Here is a 16812-nt window from a genome sequence, read left to right as displayed (position 1 = left end):
TCTATACAAGAAGGCGCGGCAGCCTATATAATTTAGTAAAAATTAGGGGATGGGAGAGAGGCCTCGGCGTGGATAAAATTTGGAAGTACAAACTGCATTACATCATCGTCATTCCGGCGTTGCTCTTGATTTTGCTATTTAAAATATGGCCGTTTCTGTACGGTGTCGTTTTATCGCTCAAGGATTATAAACCGTTTATGGGCTTATTCGGCAGCGAATGGGTCGGGCTCGGCAATTTCTCCGCTTTATTCGGCGAGCCCGCCTTCGTTCAAGTGCTCGCCAATACGCTCGCGATGAAATTCGGCTATGTGTTTGCGAGCGCCGCCGTTGCCTTCGTCGTCGCCCTGGCACTCAGCGCCATCCCCTCGAACGGGCTCCGGCAGGCGTTGTCGGCGTTGTTTCTCTTTCCATTCTTTATCCCGTCCGCGGTATTCGCGAGCCTCGTCATTTTGACGCTGTCGCCCTCGCAGTCGCCCTTCGGCTTCGGGGAATCGTTCCTGCTTGCCGATCCCGCCTCGTTCAGGCCCGTCCTCATTCTCGCGGAGACGCTGAAGACATGCGGCGTGCCGATCTTGATCGCGCTTGCCGCCATTGCCGCGAGGCATGCATCGGAGGCCCGGAAGGAAGAAGAAAGAAGGCTTTACCGAGGCAGCTTCGCTCATCGAAACGTCTACCCCGCGCTTCGGGCGGTATCCGCTTACATGCTGCTTCAATTATCCGTCCTGCTCAGCTCCGATTTCGAGCTCTTGCTGAATTTGGTGAACCCGCTCGTCTACGAGACCGGCGATATGCTGGACACGTACATCTACAGAACCGGATTGATGAACGCGCAGTACGGCTATGCGGCAGCGGCCGAGGTGCTGCAGGTTGCGATCCAATTCGCGCTGGCGCTGGGCGCTTATTTCATCGTGAGGGGCGCGTTCTTGTCCGATTTGTTCGGCAGCCGCGAAGCGCAGGCGATCGCGCCGGCGGGACGAGGAGGCGGAGCGGCCGGTCTTGCCGTGGCGGCCCCGTTCGCCGCGGTCGTGCTGGCTGCGCTCTATTTGCTGTTCGTCTATCCGTTTGCGGGAGGCGACGCCTTCCATTGGTCGGAATGGCTGCCGGCCGGCAGCACGGCCGCTTATCTGTTCATCAATTTGGCGGCCGTCGTCATTCATCTGCTGATCACGGTCACGCTGGCGTACCCGTTGACGGTCAAAGACTTGCCCGGCCGCGGCCTCTATAAGCTGTTTCTGCTGTTCGCGCTGGTCATCGGCGCGGGGACGGTCGGCGAGTATATGTTTTTCCGCGGCGCGGGCATGGTCGGCACCTTATTTCCGCAGCTGTTCTCCGGCTTCTTCAACCTTGCGGCCGTATTCGTGCTCAAAAGCATCTTCAATAGCAAATACGGCGATTTGAAGGAGAAGGCGGCCGCGGAAGGGCGAGGAGAGCTCCACACGATGATTACCCTCTTCCTTCCAAAGATTTGGAAGCCGCTGCTGGGGCTGGGCGCGCTGCAATTCATCATGCTCTGGAATTCCTATTTCACTTCGCTGCTCTACACCGTGAATCCGCAGCTGCATTCGCCGATGATGCGATATATGCAGCTGTTCAGCTCCGGCGGCGAAGCGCTGCCGATGCAGCAGCTGCTGCAGCTCGGGGCGCTGCTAAGCGTGCCTGCGGTCGTCTTGTTCCTTCTGCTGCGGAAATGGTTAACGTCCGAGGTGCTGCTCAGTCAAATCCGCAAGCTCTAAGATGAGAGGAGTCCGTTATGGCGGGCTCTTTTTCATTAATTTTAAAGTTAATAGAATGGCGAAAATAAAAGTTTTGGTTGACAAATAAGTTAATGAAGGCGTATTCTGGTTACGAATTAGCCGTTTTTACGGATTGTAGTTAACTTTTTAATTAAGTTTAATGATGTTAGCTGCGGTTCGATTCATTCATGATGACGAAAGGTTGTGTTAACGGATGACTGCAAACACCGCAAGCGCCGTCCGGTACGAAATGCCGCGGGCGGAATATCCGCGGCCGGATTGGCAGCGCTCGGAGTGGCTCAATTTGAACGGAAGCTGGTCGTTTCAATTCGATCACGAGAACCATGGCCTTGCCGCGAAGTGGCAGGAGGGGGAAGCCCGGACATTCCGGGACGAAATTACGGTTCCGTTCTCGTGGTCCAGCCCGTTGTCCGGCATCGGCAGCAACGACAAAGGGATTGCCTGGTACGGCAAGGAAACGGACTGGGCGCCGGAAGACAAGGAGTCGAAAGTGTTCCTCCGCTTCGGGGCCGTCGATTATAAATGCGACGCATGGGTGAACGGCCAGGCGGTCGGCTCGCATACGGGCGGCTACGGCACCTTCGAATTCGACGTAACGGACGTTTGGGCCGCGGGCAAACCGAATCAAATCATCGTCCGGGTCGAGGATTTCGACCATGCGCATCAAGCGCGCGGCAAGCAGGGCTACGGCGAAATTCGCGGCATTTGGCAGCCGGTATGGCTGGAGGCCCGTCCGCAAAACTACGTTCGGGACGCCAAATTCAATACGCGCATCGACGGCACCGTGGAAGTAACGGCGACCGTCGTCGCAAGCATAGCCGGCAAGGCGGAGCTCGCCTTCTCGTTCGCCGACGGGGAAGTGTCGCACCGAGCGGAGGCCGATCTGGCGGAAGGAAGCAACGCGTTCCGCGCCTCCTTCGCCATTCATGAGCCGAAGCTATGGAGCCCGGAATCGCCGTACCTGTACGAAGGCGAAATAACGCTCGAGAGCGCCGGACGGACCGATACGGTCAGCACGTATTTCGGGGTTCGCGAGATCGGAACGGCCCTTGTAGGGGACAAGAATTACCGCTGGATTACGCTGAACGGCAAGCCGGTTTATTTAAACGGCACGCTCGATCAGTCCTTCCATCCGACGGGCTTCTTTACCTATCCGACCGACCGGGAAATGCAGGACGAAATTTATTTGCTGAATCGGATGGGGCTGAACTTCGTCCGCATCCATATTAAACCGGAGGAGCCGCGCAAGCTTTACTGGGCCGATAAGCTCGGCATTCTGGTCATGGAGGACATGCCTTGCTTCTGGGGAGACCCCGACGACGCGGCGAGAGCCGCCTACGAGAGCGAGGCGCTCGAAGTCATCGACCGCGATTACAACCATCCGTCGATCTTCTCCTGGGCGATGTTCAACGAAACGTGGGGGCTGAAGACGAACAGCAAGGCGGCTTCGCTGACGTCCGACGACCGGCTTCCGCATAATTATTTGCCGGAGACGCAAGAATGGGTGCGCGGCATCTACCGCTGGGCGAAGGAGCTCGATCCGACGCGCATCATCGAGGACAATTCGCCGTGCAACTACGATCACGTGGAGTCGGATCTTAACACCTGGCATTTCTATGTTAACGGTTATAACGAGCTGCGCAGCCATGTGACGGAAGTCGTCGAGAAGACGTATCCGGGCTCGACGTTCAATTATATCGGCGGCAATACGCAGTCCGACGCTCCGCTCATGAACAGCGAATGCGGCAACGTATGGGGAATCGAAGGTGGCGCCGGCGACAGCGACCTTGCCTGGCACTATCGCTACATGATGAACGAATTCCGCCGCCACGACAAAATGTGCGGCTTCGTATTCACGGAATTCAAGGACGTTATTAACGAATTCAACGGCTATTACCGTCTCGACGGCTCCGATAAGCAATTCGGCTACGAATGGTTCAATCCGGGCATGTCCGTCGCCGACCTGCACTCGCCCGATTTCGTCGTAATCGACGCGCCTCCTTGCCGGACGGCGGACGCGGGCGGCCAAGCGACGATCGAGCTTCTTCGCTCCAGCTTCTCGGACCGGTATCATGGCAAGACCTTGCAGCTTTCTTGGGAGCTGTGGCACGACAACCTCGGCACGCGCGTCGTGTCCGAATCGGGCAGCGAAGCGGTGGAATGGAACGGGTATGGCGTGAACCCGCTTGCTTCCGTCTCCTTGACGCTGCCGAGCCAGGACGCCGTTGCGGTCTTCGCCGTTCGTCTGACATCGCCGGATGGCCGCGTCATCGCACGCAACTTCGTCACCTTTGACGTTCGCGGCGGGAAGGAGCAGGGCGCTTACGAGGCGGACGGCCGCATAGTCAGCGTTCCTGTCGGCAGCTATTCGGCAAGCGAGTGGCCGCACAGCTGGCATGCGCTGCAGGACCATAAAGTAAACGGCGGAGATACCGGTTATTTCGCCTATGAGGTCGAGCTGCCTACGGCGGAGGAGCAGCAGGCCGTATACGAGATCGATCTGTACTTCGAAGCAAGCTCGAAGCGGCTCTTGAAGCGCAACATCGGGGAGACCGAACAGGCGAAGCTGGACATTTCGTTCATGCACGGCAAGCTCGCCGATCCGGAATTCAACGCCAACACGTATTTCATGACCGATACGGAGCGTCACGAGGCGAAGCTGAACGTTCGCGTCGACGGCGTGCTCGTCGATACGATCGTGCTTCCGGATAACCCGGCGGACAGCCGCGGCGTCTTGTCCTGGCACTACCAGCAGGAGAGCCGCAAGCTCGAGGAAGCGGGATCCTACGGCTATTTATGCCGCGTTGCGCTTCCTAGCGCGTTGACGGCGAGGCTGAACGACAGCCGCAAATTCAAGCTGCAGCTTGAAGCGGCCGAAGGGGGGCTTGCGCTCTACGGGCGCAATGCCGGACGTTACCCGATCGATATCGTCGTCCATTGCAAAGACTGATACAGGCAACAAAAAAAGGGCAGCTTCACGGTCGTTTCCGACCGGGGAGCTGCCCTTCTTGCGCCAATGGAACCGCATTATTCCCCCAATACTTTGAACATGCCCGTCATGCCGGGCGCATAATTGGCGAAGCCGAACCTTCGGTAGAACGAATCGTTGCCATGCGAGGCGAACAGTCCGACGAATCCGGCCCCTTCGCAATGGGATTCGACGTATGCGAGAAGATTGTCCATTATTCGCAGTCCGAGCCCTTTGCCCTGATGCGCGGGCAGCACCGCGACGTCTTGGATGTAATAGTACATCGCGCCGTCGCCGACGATTCTTCCCATCCCGACGATGTCCTCCCCGCAGCGGATGACGACCCCATGGAGCGATCGAGCCAAGGAGGGGCCAGTCATCGCCACGTTCGCCGTCCCCCAGCCGACGGCCTCCCATAACGCGCGGTGCTCGGCAACGGTTGGAAGCCGCTCTTCGAGCTCGTACGGAATTTGCGTCATGCGCAAACCACCTTTCCATCGCCAACCGGCGACTATTCAAGTATAACGGCAATATTACGAATTTGTTAACGGATTCGGCTCCAATAACCGAATAGAATCCTGTAAAATAGACGATGAAGATAGTGAAAGGGAGGCATGTTAAGATGAATGTTCCGGCAGGCGTATGGATTTCCGCAGCGATTATACTCGTGCTGCTCACTTGGCTGACGCTTTGGGTAACGAGAAAGGCGTATTCCAAAAAATGGGACGATTCCGATCAATAGACGTCTTTTTCGTGATCCGGATCGGAATGTGCAAGGAGGCAGCCTTTATTGAACGACCCTAACCAGACGTCTTCCCTTATTCATAAAAAGGAAGAACGATACTTTATTATCGCCCTCGTATTCAGCATTCTCGTCTACTTGGGCCTGCTCTTATCCATCGTGCTTATATTTGTTATTCCGCTCATGATCCTCCTGCCGCTGTTCGCGCGGGCGATCGCCATGGCGACGATTCGAACGAACGGCGTCAAAATTACGGCCAGGCAATTTCCCGAGGTGCACGCGATGGTGCAGGAGCAGTGCGGAAGAATGGGCTTCGCCGCCGTTCCCGACGTATACGTGATGGAGTCGGGCGGATTTTTGAACGCTTTCGCGTCGCGCTTCTTCGGGCGCAACATGGTCGTGCTTTATTCGGATTTATTCGAATTGATCCAATCGGGCGGGGACAGGGAGCTGAATTACGTCATCGCGCACGAGCTCGCGCATTTGAAGCGCAACCATGTCGTCAAGCAGCTGCTCATCATTCCGGCGTTATGGTTTCCGTTCATCGGCGAAGCGTATTCCCGCGCCTGTGAATACACATGCGACCGAATGGCTGCCTATTACACGGGCGATCCGGAAGCGGCGCTGGACGGGTTGACGATTCTCGCGGTCGGCAAATCGATGTACAAGCGGGTCGACCGCGACGAATATTTGCTGCAAAGCAGCAGGGAGAAGGGGTTCTTCGTCTGGCTGGCCGAGCGGTTGTCCACGCATCCGACGCTGCCGAAGCGGATTCACGCGATCCGGCAGTTTGCCGGTATGCCCCAATCGACCGAGTTTGCGGCGTCCAGGACGTGGATCGTCGCGCTCGTCATCGCCGCGGCGGCCGTCACGGGATCGATTACGGTCGGCGTCGTCTTCTCGAAAGGGATCATGAAGCTGGTAGATTCGTTGCCTGCTGCCGGTACCGCTACGGAGAGCGACCTGTTGGCGGCGGCTTCCGAGGGCGACTTGAACCGCGTGCGCGAGCTGCTCGATGCCGGAATCGATCCGAACGCGACCGATGAGGAAGGCTGGACGGCGCTCATGTGGGCCGTGCAGCTCGACGAAGCGGAGCTGACGGCCGCGCTCCTCGAAGCCGGGGCCGATCCGGACCTCGTCGAGCAAACCTACGAAGAGACGGCGCTTACGGTCGCGGTCTATAACGGGAGCCTGGAGTCGGCTCGGCTGCTGCTCATGAACGGGGCGAATCCGAATCTGCAGGACAGTCTGGGCTGGACGCCGCTCATGACCGCCGCATCGGGCGGGGACATGGAAGCGGTCAGGCTGCTGCTTGACGCGGGAGCGGATCCGGATTTAACCGATGATTCGGCGTTTACCGCCGCCGATTACGCGATGGAGAACGGCTACGACGACGTCGCGGCGCTGCTGCTGGACCGGGGAGATAGGATCTAATGCCCGGTTGCTGTCTGCTCATCGATTGGGGAGAACTCCTTATAAAAAGAGCTGTCTCTCAGGCCATATGACCTTTGGAGACAGCTCCTTCATTTATGTAACGTACATGAAAATATCATAATGGTCGGGACGACACGATTTGAACATGCGACCCCCTGGTCCCAAACCAGGTGCTCTACCAAGCTGAGCTACGTCCCGTAAAATAAATGGTGCCGTCGAGAGGACTTGAACCCCCAACCTACTGATTACAAGTCAGTTGCTCTACCAATTGAGCTACAACGGCATCCCTGTATCGTGAAGCACAAGATGTATTATTACACAGAATCCAAAATAAATGCAACAGTTTTTTTGTTAAAATAACATGCCGGATCTAATCGGAGAACCAGGCCTCGCTCAGAAGCTTCACGCCGTGTTCAATTTGTTCTTCGGATAGGCCGCCGAATCCGAGCATGACGTACGATTCCGGGCATTGCAGCGGGTCGTGCCAATGCTTGAGGGGGGAGTACGTCTTGCAGCCGAATCGCGCGCCGCGTTCGATCAGCCATTCGCTTGACTTGTTCTTCACATCGAGGATAACATGCAGTCCGGATCCGTCCCCGACGACGCGGACGCGTTCTCCCATATGGCGCGCAACCGCCGAGATCAGCGCTTTATGCTTCGCTTGATAAATCCGTCTCATTTTGCGGATATGACGGCCGTAATCCCCGTTCTTCATGAACAGCCACACGGCTTGCTGAATGATCGGAGATACCGATTGGTTATAATTTTGCAGCTCTCCGTGCATCGACCGCATCAGCTCTGGAGGCAGAATCATGTAGCTGAGCCTTGCGGCCGGAAGGAACGACTTCGAGAGCGTGCCCAAATAGATGACCCTCTCCCGCTTGTCCAGTGCTTTAAGCGAAGGGATGGGCTTGCTGTTATAGCGAAATTCGCTGTCGTAATCGTCCTCGATAATATGCGCACCGTTCTCGTCCGCCCACTGAAGGAGCTGGATGCGCTTCCCGATCGGAAGCACCATGCCGAGAGGGAATTGATGGGAAGGCGTCACGTAGACGGTCTTGACGCCGGAAGCTTGGAGCAGGTCGAGGCGGATGCCATCCGGCTCGAGCGCGATCGGGGATAGCGCGCAGCCGTGATTGCGAAGCACCGTCCTTACGCCGTTGTAGCCCGGCTCCTCGAAGCCGACGGCAGCGCCTCTGAGGGGCAGCAGCTGGCACAGCAGGCTGACGGCCTGCTGCGTTCCCGCGCAGATCAAAATCTGATCGGGGTGACAGTTCACGCCGCGCGACTGAAGCGCCAGACTCGCGATTTCCGCGCGAAGCCCTTCGTGACCGAGCTGCTCGCCGTATCCGAGCACCTGCGGGTCGGATGAGGCCAGCGCACCAGCCATGCACCGTTTCCACGCATCCAGCGGGAACCGATGAAACGCCACGTCTCCGTATTGAAAATCGTAAGCGCAGGCTAGCCGGTCGCCGTTGTTGCCGACCGCGAATACCGGAGCCGCTATTGCGGGCTCGCTGACGGCGTCGAGCTCGTCGAGCGGCTGGACGACGTACCCGCCCCGCTCCTTGCTTGCGACATACCCTTCGGCAAGCAGCTGCTGGTAGGCCGATTCCACCGTGTTTTTGCCGATGCCGAGATGCTGGGCAAGCAGCCGGATCGAAGGCAGCCTCTCGCCCGGGCAGACCGTTCCGGTCTCAATGAGCCCGCGGACGTAGCGATAAAGCTGCATGTATATCGGCGTCGGGCTGCTGTCGTCCAGCAAAGGCGTATAGCCGAGTCTCATCAAGTCTGTCCCCTTCCGTTATTCGATTTCTGTCACTTTTCAAGGTGACAAATCCGATTTATAGTGACCCTATCACAGATGAACGCAAAAAGGAAGTGGATAACCATGTTTTCGGTAAGGTTAAGCAAACGCGAGTGTACGGATACGGATAAGATCGAGCTTTTTTTAAGCGGCGCCCAGACGGGTTTTCTCGGGTTGTCGGACGGAAGACTGCCTTACGTCGTGCCGCTGAATTTCGTCAAAGTTGGCGATTCGTTCTATTTCCACGGCGCGGGGGAAGGCCGCAAGCTGGATATGATAAGATCCAATAACGAAGGATGCTTCACGATTAGCGAGGCGTACGGGACGATTACGGATCCGGTGCCGGCCCATACCGACACGGCTTACATGAGCGTCATGGCGTTCGGCCGCATCGAGGAGGTAGCCGATCTCGACGAAGCGACGGGGGCCATGCAGGCCATGCTGGACAAATACGTCCCCGGCTATTACGGCGAGCCGCTTGCGAAGGCCCATCTGGACAAATACCGCTCCTCGATGGACAGCGCGACCGCGGTGTTCAAGCTGGTCGCCCGCCAAATAACGGCGAAGGAGAACGAGCCGGTTCCGGGCCGCATGCACGAAGGGCGCGGGCAAGCTTAAGACAAAAAAGGGCCGTCCCCGGGGACAGCCCTTACGATCTATGTTAGGCCGATTCGCCTTCGATCGCGGGCTCGTTCTGTTGAATGAGCAGCTCGACCTTGCGAATGCGGTTTTTGCTCGTTTCGCGGATAATGAATTTAAATTGCTCGAATTCGTGCTCCTTGCCCGGCTTCGGATCGGGCACTTGGCTGTAGAGCCAGCCGCCAACCGTGTCGACGTCCTCGTCCTCGAAGTTGACGCCGGTCAGATCGCTCAGCTCCCCGAGCGAAACTTTCCCGTCGAGCAGGTAGCAATTCTCCGCCAATTGCTCGATTTCCCTTCGTTCGTCCGCGTCGAACTCGTCGCGGATTTCGCCGACGATCTCCTCCAATATATCTTCGATCGTGATCAGGCCCGACGTTCCGCCGTATTCGTCAACCAATATCGCAATATGAACGCGCTCCTGCTGCATCCGCTTCAGAAGCATTTTGACCGGCGTAACCTCGGATACGCTAAGTACGGGATGTACAAGCTTTTTGAAGTCCAAGTCACGATTGCTTTCGTATTCCAGAAACAGCTGCTTCGTATTGATCATCCCGACGATGTTGTCCTTGCTCTCGAGGGCAACCGGGAATCTGGTGTACTGTTCCTTGCGGATGATGGTCATATTCTCCTGCAGCGATTTGTTCGTAAATAAGCAGATCATGTCGGTGCGCGGCACCATGATTTCCTTGGCAAGCAGCTCGTCGAACGCGAAGATGCGGCTCACGTAGCCGTATTCGGTGTTGTTGATCTTGCCGCTTTGGTAGCTTTCGTTAAGGATAATTTGAATCTCTTCCTCCGAATGCGCTTCCTCGTGCTCGGTTGCCGGCTTCAAGCCGAACATGCGCACGAGGCCGTTGGCCGAACCGTTCAAGAGCCAGATGAAAGGATACATCAGCTTATGGAAAAAAATAATCGGTTTTGCCGTAAGGAAGCTGATGAATTCCGCCTTCTGGATCGCCCAAGATTTCGGGGCGAGCTCGCCGACGACGACGTGAAGAAACGTGACGGACATAAAGGCAATCAAAAAGGATAATATATGACTGACATCGTCGTTTAACTCCATTCGTTCAAACAAGGGTAAAAGCATTTTTTCAACCGTAGGTTCCCCTAGCCAGCCGAGCCCGAGCGCGGTAATCGTAATCCCTAATTGGCAGGCCGACAAGTAGGCATCCAGATTGCTCGTAACCCGTTGAACGGCAAGCGCGTTCTTCCGGCCTTCAAGCACCAACTGATCAATCCGGCTCGAGCGAAGTCTGATGATGGCAAACTCCGTAGCGACGAAAAAAGCAGTCAATACGATTAGAAGAGCAACCATGAATAAATTGAATCCTATACCCATTTTCGATTCTCACTACCCTTTTTTTTATAAATTTTTATATGCTTATGAGATACTATATCGAATCCGGGCCCGCTATGACAAACGCCGTATGCAACGCTAGCGGCCTTTTTTGCGCTTAAAAAGCGATTTTGGCAAATAGAGCGGCTTATTCTCATCGATTTTCGAGCCTTTACAAGCAACATTCTCGGGCTTATGATGAGTTCATATGAACTCGAACGAAAGAAATGCAAGGAGGAACGGTCATGGAGTCCTTTACGCTCACACGAAAAGATATGGCATGCTTGCTGCTGTCGCTGGAAGGAAGGCCGGGTCCCAAACCGCTGCAGGTGCTGCAAGCCGCCTGGAACAAATCGCATAAGAACGATGTGGAGCAGGGCGCGGTGCTTCCCGCGTTTCTGTCCACGCTGCTGCCGCCGATCATCGAGAAGCTGATCAAGCGAAGCGATCTGAAGGGCTTCTCCCTCCACGAGATCGCGACGCTCGGCCAGCTCATCGAATATTCGAACCTGACGATCACCTCCATGCAAAACTGGGTGAAGCGGGATTTCAAGCCGTATTTCGAATCCCCGAAGGTCGGCAAAAAATATTCGCTCAATCAGGCGGCGCTGCTCTTCATCATCGACGACCTGAAGTCGAATCTTGATTTCGAATCGATCCGCAGGCTGTTCGAAATCGTGTTCAAGCAGCCGGAGGACGACACGGACGACCTAGTCGGACCGATCGAGCTGTACGCCGCCTATACGGGCATGTTCGAGGAGCTCGACGCGAATAACGACCAGCTGCTCGATATTTCAGGGCCCATGAAGGAACATCCGCATCAGGACGGTCCGACGGAGCAGGTTATACGGGCTGCTGCCGACCAGTTCGCGGCCAAGCTGCCGAATTTGACGCTCAATCAGCGGGAAGCGGTCCGGAACATTTTGCTCGTCGCGGTCATATCGATCCAAACGTCCTATTTCCATTCGCTGGCGAGGCGATATTGCAATGCGACTTTGTTTCTATCTCCTGAATAAAAAATAGTGCTAAAGGGATGTACAAGCAGGCGAATATCCCCTATACTGGTTTATGTTGCTAACAAATAGATACAGACTAACTGAAAAAGGCAAACTTTCCGAAAGGAAAGGACGCAAAGTCATGGGCCTAAGGCGCTAGCGCAACGGTCGCCAGACTGCCGGCAGGAATAGAACGGTTCATATAGCTGTCAGCCTTCCGGGGCTGGATGGCTTTTTTGTTTTTTCAGAACGCGGAGGAGAGAAAGAAGCTTGAAACGGAAACAATGGATGGAGAGATTCGCCGGAATCGCAAAGAAAGCGAACGCGAAAAAAATTACGGCGAGATTGCTTGCGGTTACCGCTGTTATTACGCTGTTCAACCTGGGCTCGGGCGTGCTTATCTACGTGCAGAACCAGTCGGTGGCGCGCGCGGTCGAGGACTCGCAGATCATTACGAGAGCCGAGAGCGACTATCAGGACATTTCGAACAAAATTTTGAACGCGATGCTGCGCATGGTCGACGCGATCGAGAACGGCGAAGGCGACGCCGCGGCCATATTGGAGGAGCTGAAAGGCCTGCCTCCGGAAATCGACGACCTGGAGAAGCAAATGATCGAACTCGATCGCAAATATCCGGCCGTGGACGAGGAGCCGCTGTACGCGAATCAGGTAAACGTCATCCGGCTGGCGCTCGATAATCTGCTGAAGACGAATACCGAAATCAAAGGGCTGAAGGCTGAAGAGAAATCGCTGCGCATCAGCACGCTGATCGGCACGTACACGATCATTCTCAGCTTCGCGAACGACACGATCCAGAGCCGGCTTGACCATGATTCGGAGCTGACGATGGATTCGCTGAACGGCAGCGTCTCGAGCGCCAACGTTATCGTTATCATTAATATTATTTTGCTGGCCGTCCTTCCGGCGCTGATGATATTCGGCATTACGCAGTCGATCAAGACGGGGCTTGCGGGCCTGACAAGACGGATCAAGGCATACGGCGACAACGATTTTACGTATAACGAGAAGCTGGAGCGTTCGGACGAATTCGGCCAGATCGACCGGGAGCTCGCCGGCATGGGCGGCAACCTGCGCGATACGATCCAATCCACGCTGGCCGTCAGCCAGTCCGTTCTGACCGTGTCGAAAAACATGAACGAGATGATCGGCAGCAACCGCAAAGCGTCCGAGGACGTGAGAGGGCAAGTCGATCTCGGCAAGCAGGTTCTTCTGTCGCAGTACGACGACGCCTCGTCGATCTCCGCCGTCACGGAGCAAATATCGGCAAGCTCGCAGCAGATAGCGGCTTCCAGCGAGTATATTAACGGCGATATGCAAAAAATGAAGCATTCCTCCCAGAACGGCTCGGAGCATATGGCCGGCGTCGTGCAAATGGTTAACGAGACGTCCAAGCAATTCGAGAAGCTGACGGAAGTATTCCAAACGATGACGGACCGGTACGGCAACGTTTCGAAGTTTTTGACCGGCATTCAAGACTTGAACACGCAGACGAATTTGCTCTCCCTGAACGCGTCGATCGAATCGGCGAGAGCGGGCGAGCACGGCAGGGGGTTCGCCGTCGTCGCGGAGGAGATCCGCAAGCTGTCCGGTCAGACGGATTCGATCTCCAAACAAATTACGCAGGAGCTCGCGCTTATCCAGGGCGACGTGGAAGCGAGCAGCCGGACGATCGGCAGCTTCTCGCACGTGATCCACTCCACCAGGCAGGCTTCGGAGACGGCAAGCGCAACGTTCGACACGCTCGAATCGCAGAGCAGCGTGCTGTCGGATCAGGTAAGCGAAATTTCGACGGCGATCGGCGAAATTACGACGGGCATGACGCATATCGTATCCGCCGTGGACAAGCTGCTTCAGACGTCCTCGGACGTAAACGGCAAGATGGAGCACATGAGCGAGCTGACCGTCAAGCAGAACGGCATTTCGGACGAGCTGCGCGTCTTGGCGGAACAGCTTAACCGTTCGTCGCTGGAGCTGAAGGAGCGCGCATCCGTATTTAAAGTGTAAGCGTGGTCCGTAACGAATGAAGCGAAGCCGTCCGGTATGATGCCGGACGGCTTTTTTTTGCGCGGCAGGAAGGGGTTCGCGCCTGGGCCGGGAAATCGTAACGGAAAATGTTCTCCGTTCAGAGGAGCCGCATACTTGTAAAATAGCCGATTAAATGTTTGAATTTCTATATAGCGTAGCGAAGGAGAAGCGTCATGCTGTTTGTTCTAATCGCATTATGGGCCGTGGCCGCCATCGTCTGGCTGTCGGACCGGCAGGCCGCGGTCAACCGGTGGCTCGGAATGGTCGCGTTCAGCGGCGGAGCGGGGGCGCTGGCCGCCGTCATCGATCTGTACGTGATGCCCGCAGCGGCGGAAGCGGGCTTGAACGAAGTGGGGAGGCAGCTGCTTTACCGGCTGCAGGCGGCGTCATCTGTTTTTTCATACTACGGCGTGCCGTATTCGTTCGTCCTGTTCGCGATCGCCTACCGCCCCGTGCCGTTATCGAAGCGTTGGCAGCAAGGGCTGCCGTTCGTTCTTCTGATTCCGATCGCCTTTTGCCTGATCTTCACGCCGGCCTACAACGAAATGTATCCGATCACGTTCCGCATCGTCGTTTGGTGGGCGGTGCCTTATATTTTGTACGGTGCGGCGCAGGTGCTGCTGAAGCGCCAGCTGTATGCGTCGTTCTCGCGCACCCATTGGATCGTCTGTTCGGCCGTGCTGCCGCCGGTGCTGTTCAGCATGGTCATGAACTACATCCTCCCGACGCTTGGCCATTTGCGGATGTGGGTGTACAATACGTGGATCGTCGGGCTTGGCGTTACGGTATTCGTCATCGGGCTGTTCACGTACGGCTTCATGGGCGTCCGGGTGCTCGTAGACCGCCGGCGATTCGATTCCACGCTGCGGGCCGTTACGTCCGGCACGGCCATCCTCAACCACGCGATCAAAAACGACGCCGGCAAGATGAGGCTTTTCTCGGAGAAAATGAAAGCCTACGCCATCGAAACCGGACAGAAGGAACTGCTGGCCGACGTGGAGACGGTTCTGCAGGCTTCGCGACATATGCAGGAAATGCTGCAGCGGGTTCATAGGCGGACGGAGGATCTGGTGCTGCAGACGCAAGCCGTCGACCTCTCCCGATTGATCGACCGGACGCTGAAGCCTTACGAGCCGGCGCTCGGCCACGTAAGATTGACGCGCGGGCTGGCCCGGGGCTGGGAGGTCCGGATCGATCCCGCGCAGGTGGGGGAAGCGCTCGGCAATCTGGTGGCGAACGCGCTTGAAGCGATGCGGGGAAGCGGCGAGTTGTCCGTGTTCCTGACCGAGACGAAGCGGGAGCTCATTATCGAGGTCCGGGATACGGGACCGGGCATGGACAGGCGCGAGGCGGCGAAGGCGCTTGAGCCGTTTTATACGTCCAAGGGAGGCAGCGGCGCGAATTTCGGACTTGGGCTGCCTTATGCGTACCATGTCATGCGCAAGCACAAAGGAATGCTGCAGCTCCGCAGCAAGCCCGGCGCCGGGACGGCGGTCTACATGACGTTCCCGAAGAGGAGCGTTCAGGCGTCGAAAGCAAACGCGGAGGAGACTCGGCAGGAAGCTATGGAAGGAGGGGAGCATTCTGGATAAAATACGGGTGTGGATCGTAGAGGACGATCCGGACTGGCTCCGCGGTTTGGTTGCTTATTTAAATAAGGAAACGGATATCGAAGTTGTATGGACCGCTAACCGGACCGATGCGGTCAGGGAGGCGCTCGCGGGATCGGGCGATGCGGGACCCGCTCGGGCCGACGTAGTCCTGATGGATATTATGCTGGACGGCAAGCCTGACGGCGTGCTGCTCGCCGAGGAAGCGGCGGCGATGACGGGAGCGCGCATCGTCATGCTGACGTCGATGGAGGAGAAGGAGCTGATCTTCCGGTCGTTTCAAGCGGGAGCGATCGATTACCAGATCAAATCCGATTTCGAAAGCTTGCCGTCGGCGATCAGGTCCGCCTACGCCAGCCGGTCGCCGATCAACGCTGCGGTAGCGGATCGGATGCGGGAGGAGTTCCGCAGGCTGAAGCAGCTGGAGCGCGAGTTTGAGGCAAAGAAGGTTGGCGACCTGATTACGCCATCGGAGCTGCAGCTGCTGGACCTGATCGATCAAGGGTACACGCAGCCGCAAATCGCCGACAAGCTTGTCGTATCGCTGCGCACGGTCAAGAACCACGTAAACCATATTTTAAAAAAGCTGAACCTCCCGGGTTCTCGCGAAGCGGCAGACAAAGTGAAGGAAATGGGCTTATTTCAGCGCGGCAACGACAACGATAGTACCAAGTGAAGTTGGTACTATTTTTTTATGCCCTTATTTCGCATGATAAGGGTAAAGACGCTTAATGGTTATTCGAGGGGGAATTGGCGATGGATTTCGAACCGTTCTCGGCTGCGCATTATTCGGCGCTTGGCGCTGCCGGTATCTTCTTTGCGATCATCATCGCATGCAGGAAATATTTGCGCCGGCCCAAGCCGAACCGGATTGCCCGGGCCTCGCTTGCCGTTGTGCTGCTCGCCAGCGAAGCGTCGCTCCAGCTCTCGTACGTACTGGCCGGCAGCTGGGGCGTCGAGTCGCTTCCGTTCCAGCTGTGCAGCCTGATGGTGCTTTTGTCGGCGGTCGTCATGCTTGCGAACCGGAAGCGGCTGTACGGACTCGTGTTTTTTCTCGGAACTTTGGGCGCGCTGCAGGCGCTGCTGACGCCCAGCCTTAACGAAGGGTTTCCGCATTTCCGGTATTTCCACTTCTTCGCCGCGCATATCGCGATTATCGGGGCAGCCGTCTTCCTGCTGGCGGTCGAGCGTTACCGGCCGACCATCCGGTCCGTGATCGGCGCGCTGCTCGGGCTTCACGCGCTGGCGGTTCCGGCGGCAATCGCGAATGCCCTGACGGGGACGACGAACTTCATGTTCCTGGCCCGCAAGCCCGATACGGCCTCGCTGCTCGATTTGCTGGCACCTTGGCCTTGGTACCTGCTTCAGCTGGAGCTCGTCGCTTTCGCGATGTGCATGCTGCTTTGGGGAGCGGTAAGATTGGCAAGTCATACTTACGGCAAATAAGGGCATAATGTATCCGTGCTGCTTGACAACGG

Annotated in this window: 12 protein-coding genes, 2 tRNA genes and 1 riboswitch; of the genes, 9 read left to right on the top strand and 5 right to left on the bottom strand. The window is 56.7% G+C overall.

The genetic code is table 11. The features are described 5' to 3' along the window. Positions 1-68 precede the first annotated feature (68 nt). The gene (locus tag IDH41_RS16415) at positions 69-1733 is read left to right on the top strand and encodes a hypothetical protein (protein ID WP_190862872.1); all 1665 of its coding nucleotides are present in this window, start codon (positions 69-71) and stop codon (positions 1731-1733) included. Between the two features lie 214 nt (positions 1734-1947). Next, the gene (locus tag IDH41_RS16410; RefSeq protein ID WP_190862870.1) at positions 1948-4704 is read left to right on the top strand and encodes a glycoside hydrolase family 2 protein; all 2757 of its coding nucleotides are present in this window, start codon (positions 1948-1950) and stop codon (positions 4702-4704) included. A gap of 77 nt (positions 4705-4781) precedes the next feature. Here the strand turns inward: IDH41_RS16410 and IDH41_RS16405 are convergent, their stop codons facing one another. Beyond that, a complete protein-coding gene (locus IDH41_RS16405; protein WP_190862868.1) occupies positions 4782-5201 on the bottom strand; it encodes a GNAT family N-acetyltransferase in 420 nt (139 codons plus the stop codon). 311 nt (positions 5202-5512) lie between these two features. Here IDH41_RS16405 and IDH41_RS16400 point away from each other — a divergent pair, with 311 nt between their 5' ends. After that, positions 5513-6898 carry a M48 family metallopeptidase gene (locus IDH41_RS16400; RefSeq protein WP_190862866.1) on the top strand — a complete coding sequence of 462 codons (1386 nt, stop codon included), beginning with the start codon at positions 5513-5515 and terminating at the stop codon, positions 6896-6898. Between the two features lie 121 nt (positions 6899-7019). Here the strand turns inward: IDH41_RS16400 and IDH41_RS16395 are convergent. The 3 genes from IDH41_RS16395 to pdxR all read right to left on the bottom strand — a co-directional run bounded on the left by IDH41_RS16395 (position 7020) and on the right by pdxR (position 8684). Further along, a tRNA-Pro gene (locus IDH41_RS16395) sits at positions 7020-7096 on the bottom strand. Positions 7097-7105: 9 nt separating this feature from the next. Continuing rightward, positions 7106-7181: transfer RNA gene (locus IDH41_RS16390), tRNA-Thr, on the bottom strand. A gap of 87 nt (positions 7182-7268) precedes the next feature. Then, a complete protein-coding gene (pdxR, locus tag IDH41_RS16385; protein ID WP_223829785.1) occupies positions 7269-8684 on the bottom strand; it encodes a MocR-like pyridoxine biosynthesis transcription factor PdxR in 1416 nt (471 codons plus the stop codon). 105 nt (positions 8685-8789) lie between these two features. Between pdxR and IDH41_RS16380 the strand changes: the two genes are divergently transcribed. Next, positions 8790-9323 (top strand): pyridoxamine 5'-phosphate oxidase family protein, encoded by a 534-nt coding sequence (locus tag IDH41_RS16380; protein ID WP_190862864.1) that lies wholly within the window; start codon positions 8790-8792, stop codon positions 9321-9323. 43 nt (positions 9324-9366) lie between these two features. On the opposite strand, the gene IDH41_RS16375 is transcribed toward IDH41_RS16380, so the two are convergent. Beyond that, positions 9367-10686, bottom strand: coding sequence for a hemolysin family protein (locus tag IDH41_RS16375; protein ID WP_190862862.1), 1320 nt, complete (start codon positions 10684-10686; stop codon positions 9367-9369). A 242-nt stretch (positions 10687-10928) separates the two neighbouring features. On the opposite strand from IDH41_RS16375, the gene IDH41_RS16370 reads away from it, so the two are divergent. The 5 genes from IDH41_RS16370 (at position 10929) to IDH41_RS16350 (ending at position 16780) form a co-directional block, all read left to right on the top strand. Continuing rightward, positions 10929-11699 (top strand): DUF1836 domain-containing protein, encoded by a 771-nt coding sequence (locus tag IDH41_RS16370; RefSeq protein WP_190862860.1) that lies wholly within the window; start codon positions 10929-10931, stop codon positions 11697-11699. A gap of 78 nt (positions 11700-11777) precedes the next feature. Then, a riboswitch (cyclic di-GMP riboswitch) is annotated at positions 11778-11862 on the top strand. Between the two features lie 86 nt (positions 11863-11948). Continuing rightward, entirely contained in the window at positions 11949-13703 is a 1755-nt protein-coding gene (locus tag IDH41_RS16365; RefSeq protein WP_190862858.1) for a methyl-accepting chemotaxis protein, read from the top strand. A gap of 194 nt (positions 13704-13897) precedes the next feature. Next, positions 13898-15316, top strand: a complete 1419-nt coding sequence (locus tag IDH41_RS16360) for a sensor histidine kinase (RefSeq protein WP_190862856.1) — start codon at positions 13898-13900, stop codon at positions 15314-15316. Positions 15317-15323: 7 nt separating this feature from the next. Then, the gene (locus IDH41_RS16355; protein WP_317890759.1) at positions 15324-16010 is read left to right on the top strand and encodes a response regulator transcription factor; all 687 of its coding nucleotides are present in this window, start codon (positions 15324-15326) and stop codon (positions 16008-16010) included. Between the two features lie 80 nt (positions 16011-16090). Continuing rightward, positions 16091-16780 (top strand): YwaF family protein, encoded by a 690-nt coding sequence (locus tag IDH41_RS16350; RefSeq protein ID WP_190862854.1) that lies wholly within the window; start codon positions 16091-16093, stop codon positions 16778-16780. The last annotated feature ends 32 nt before the right edge of the window (positions 16781-16812 follow it).

The sequence above is a fragment of the Paenibacillus arenilitoris genome (assembly GCF_014705655.1).
Taxonomy (GTDB): Bacteria; Bacillota; Bacilli; order Paenibacillales; family Paenibacillaceae; genus Pristimantibacillus; species Pristimantibacillus arenilitoris.
This window is presented reverse-complemented; position numbering and strand designations above follow the sequence as displayed.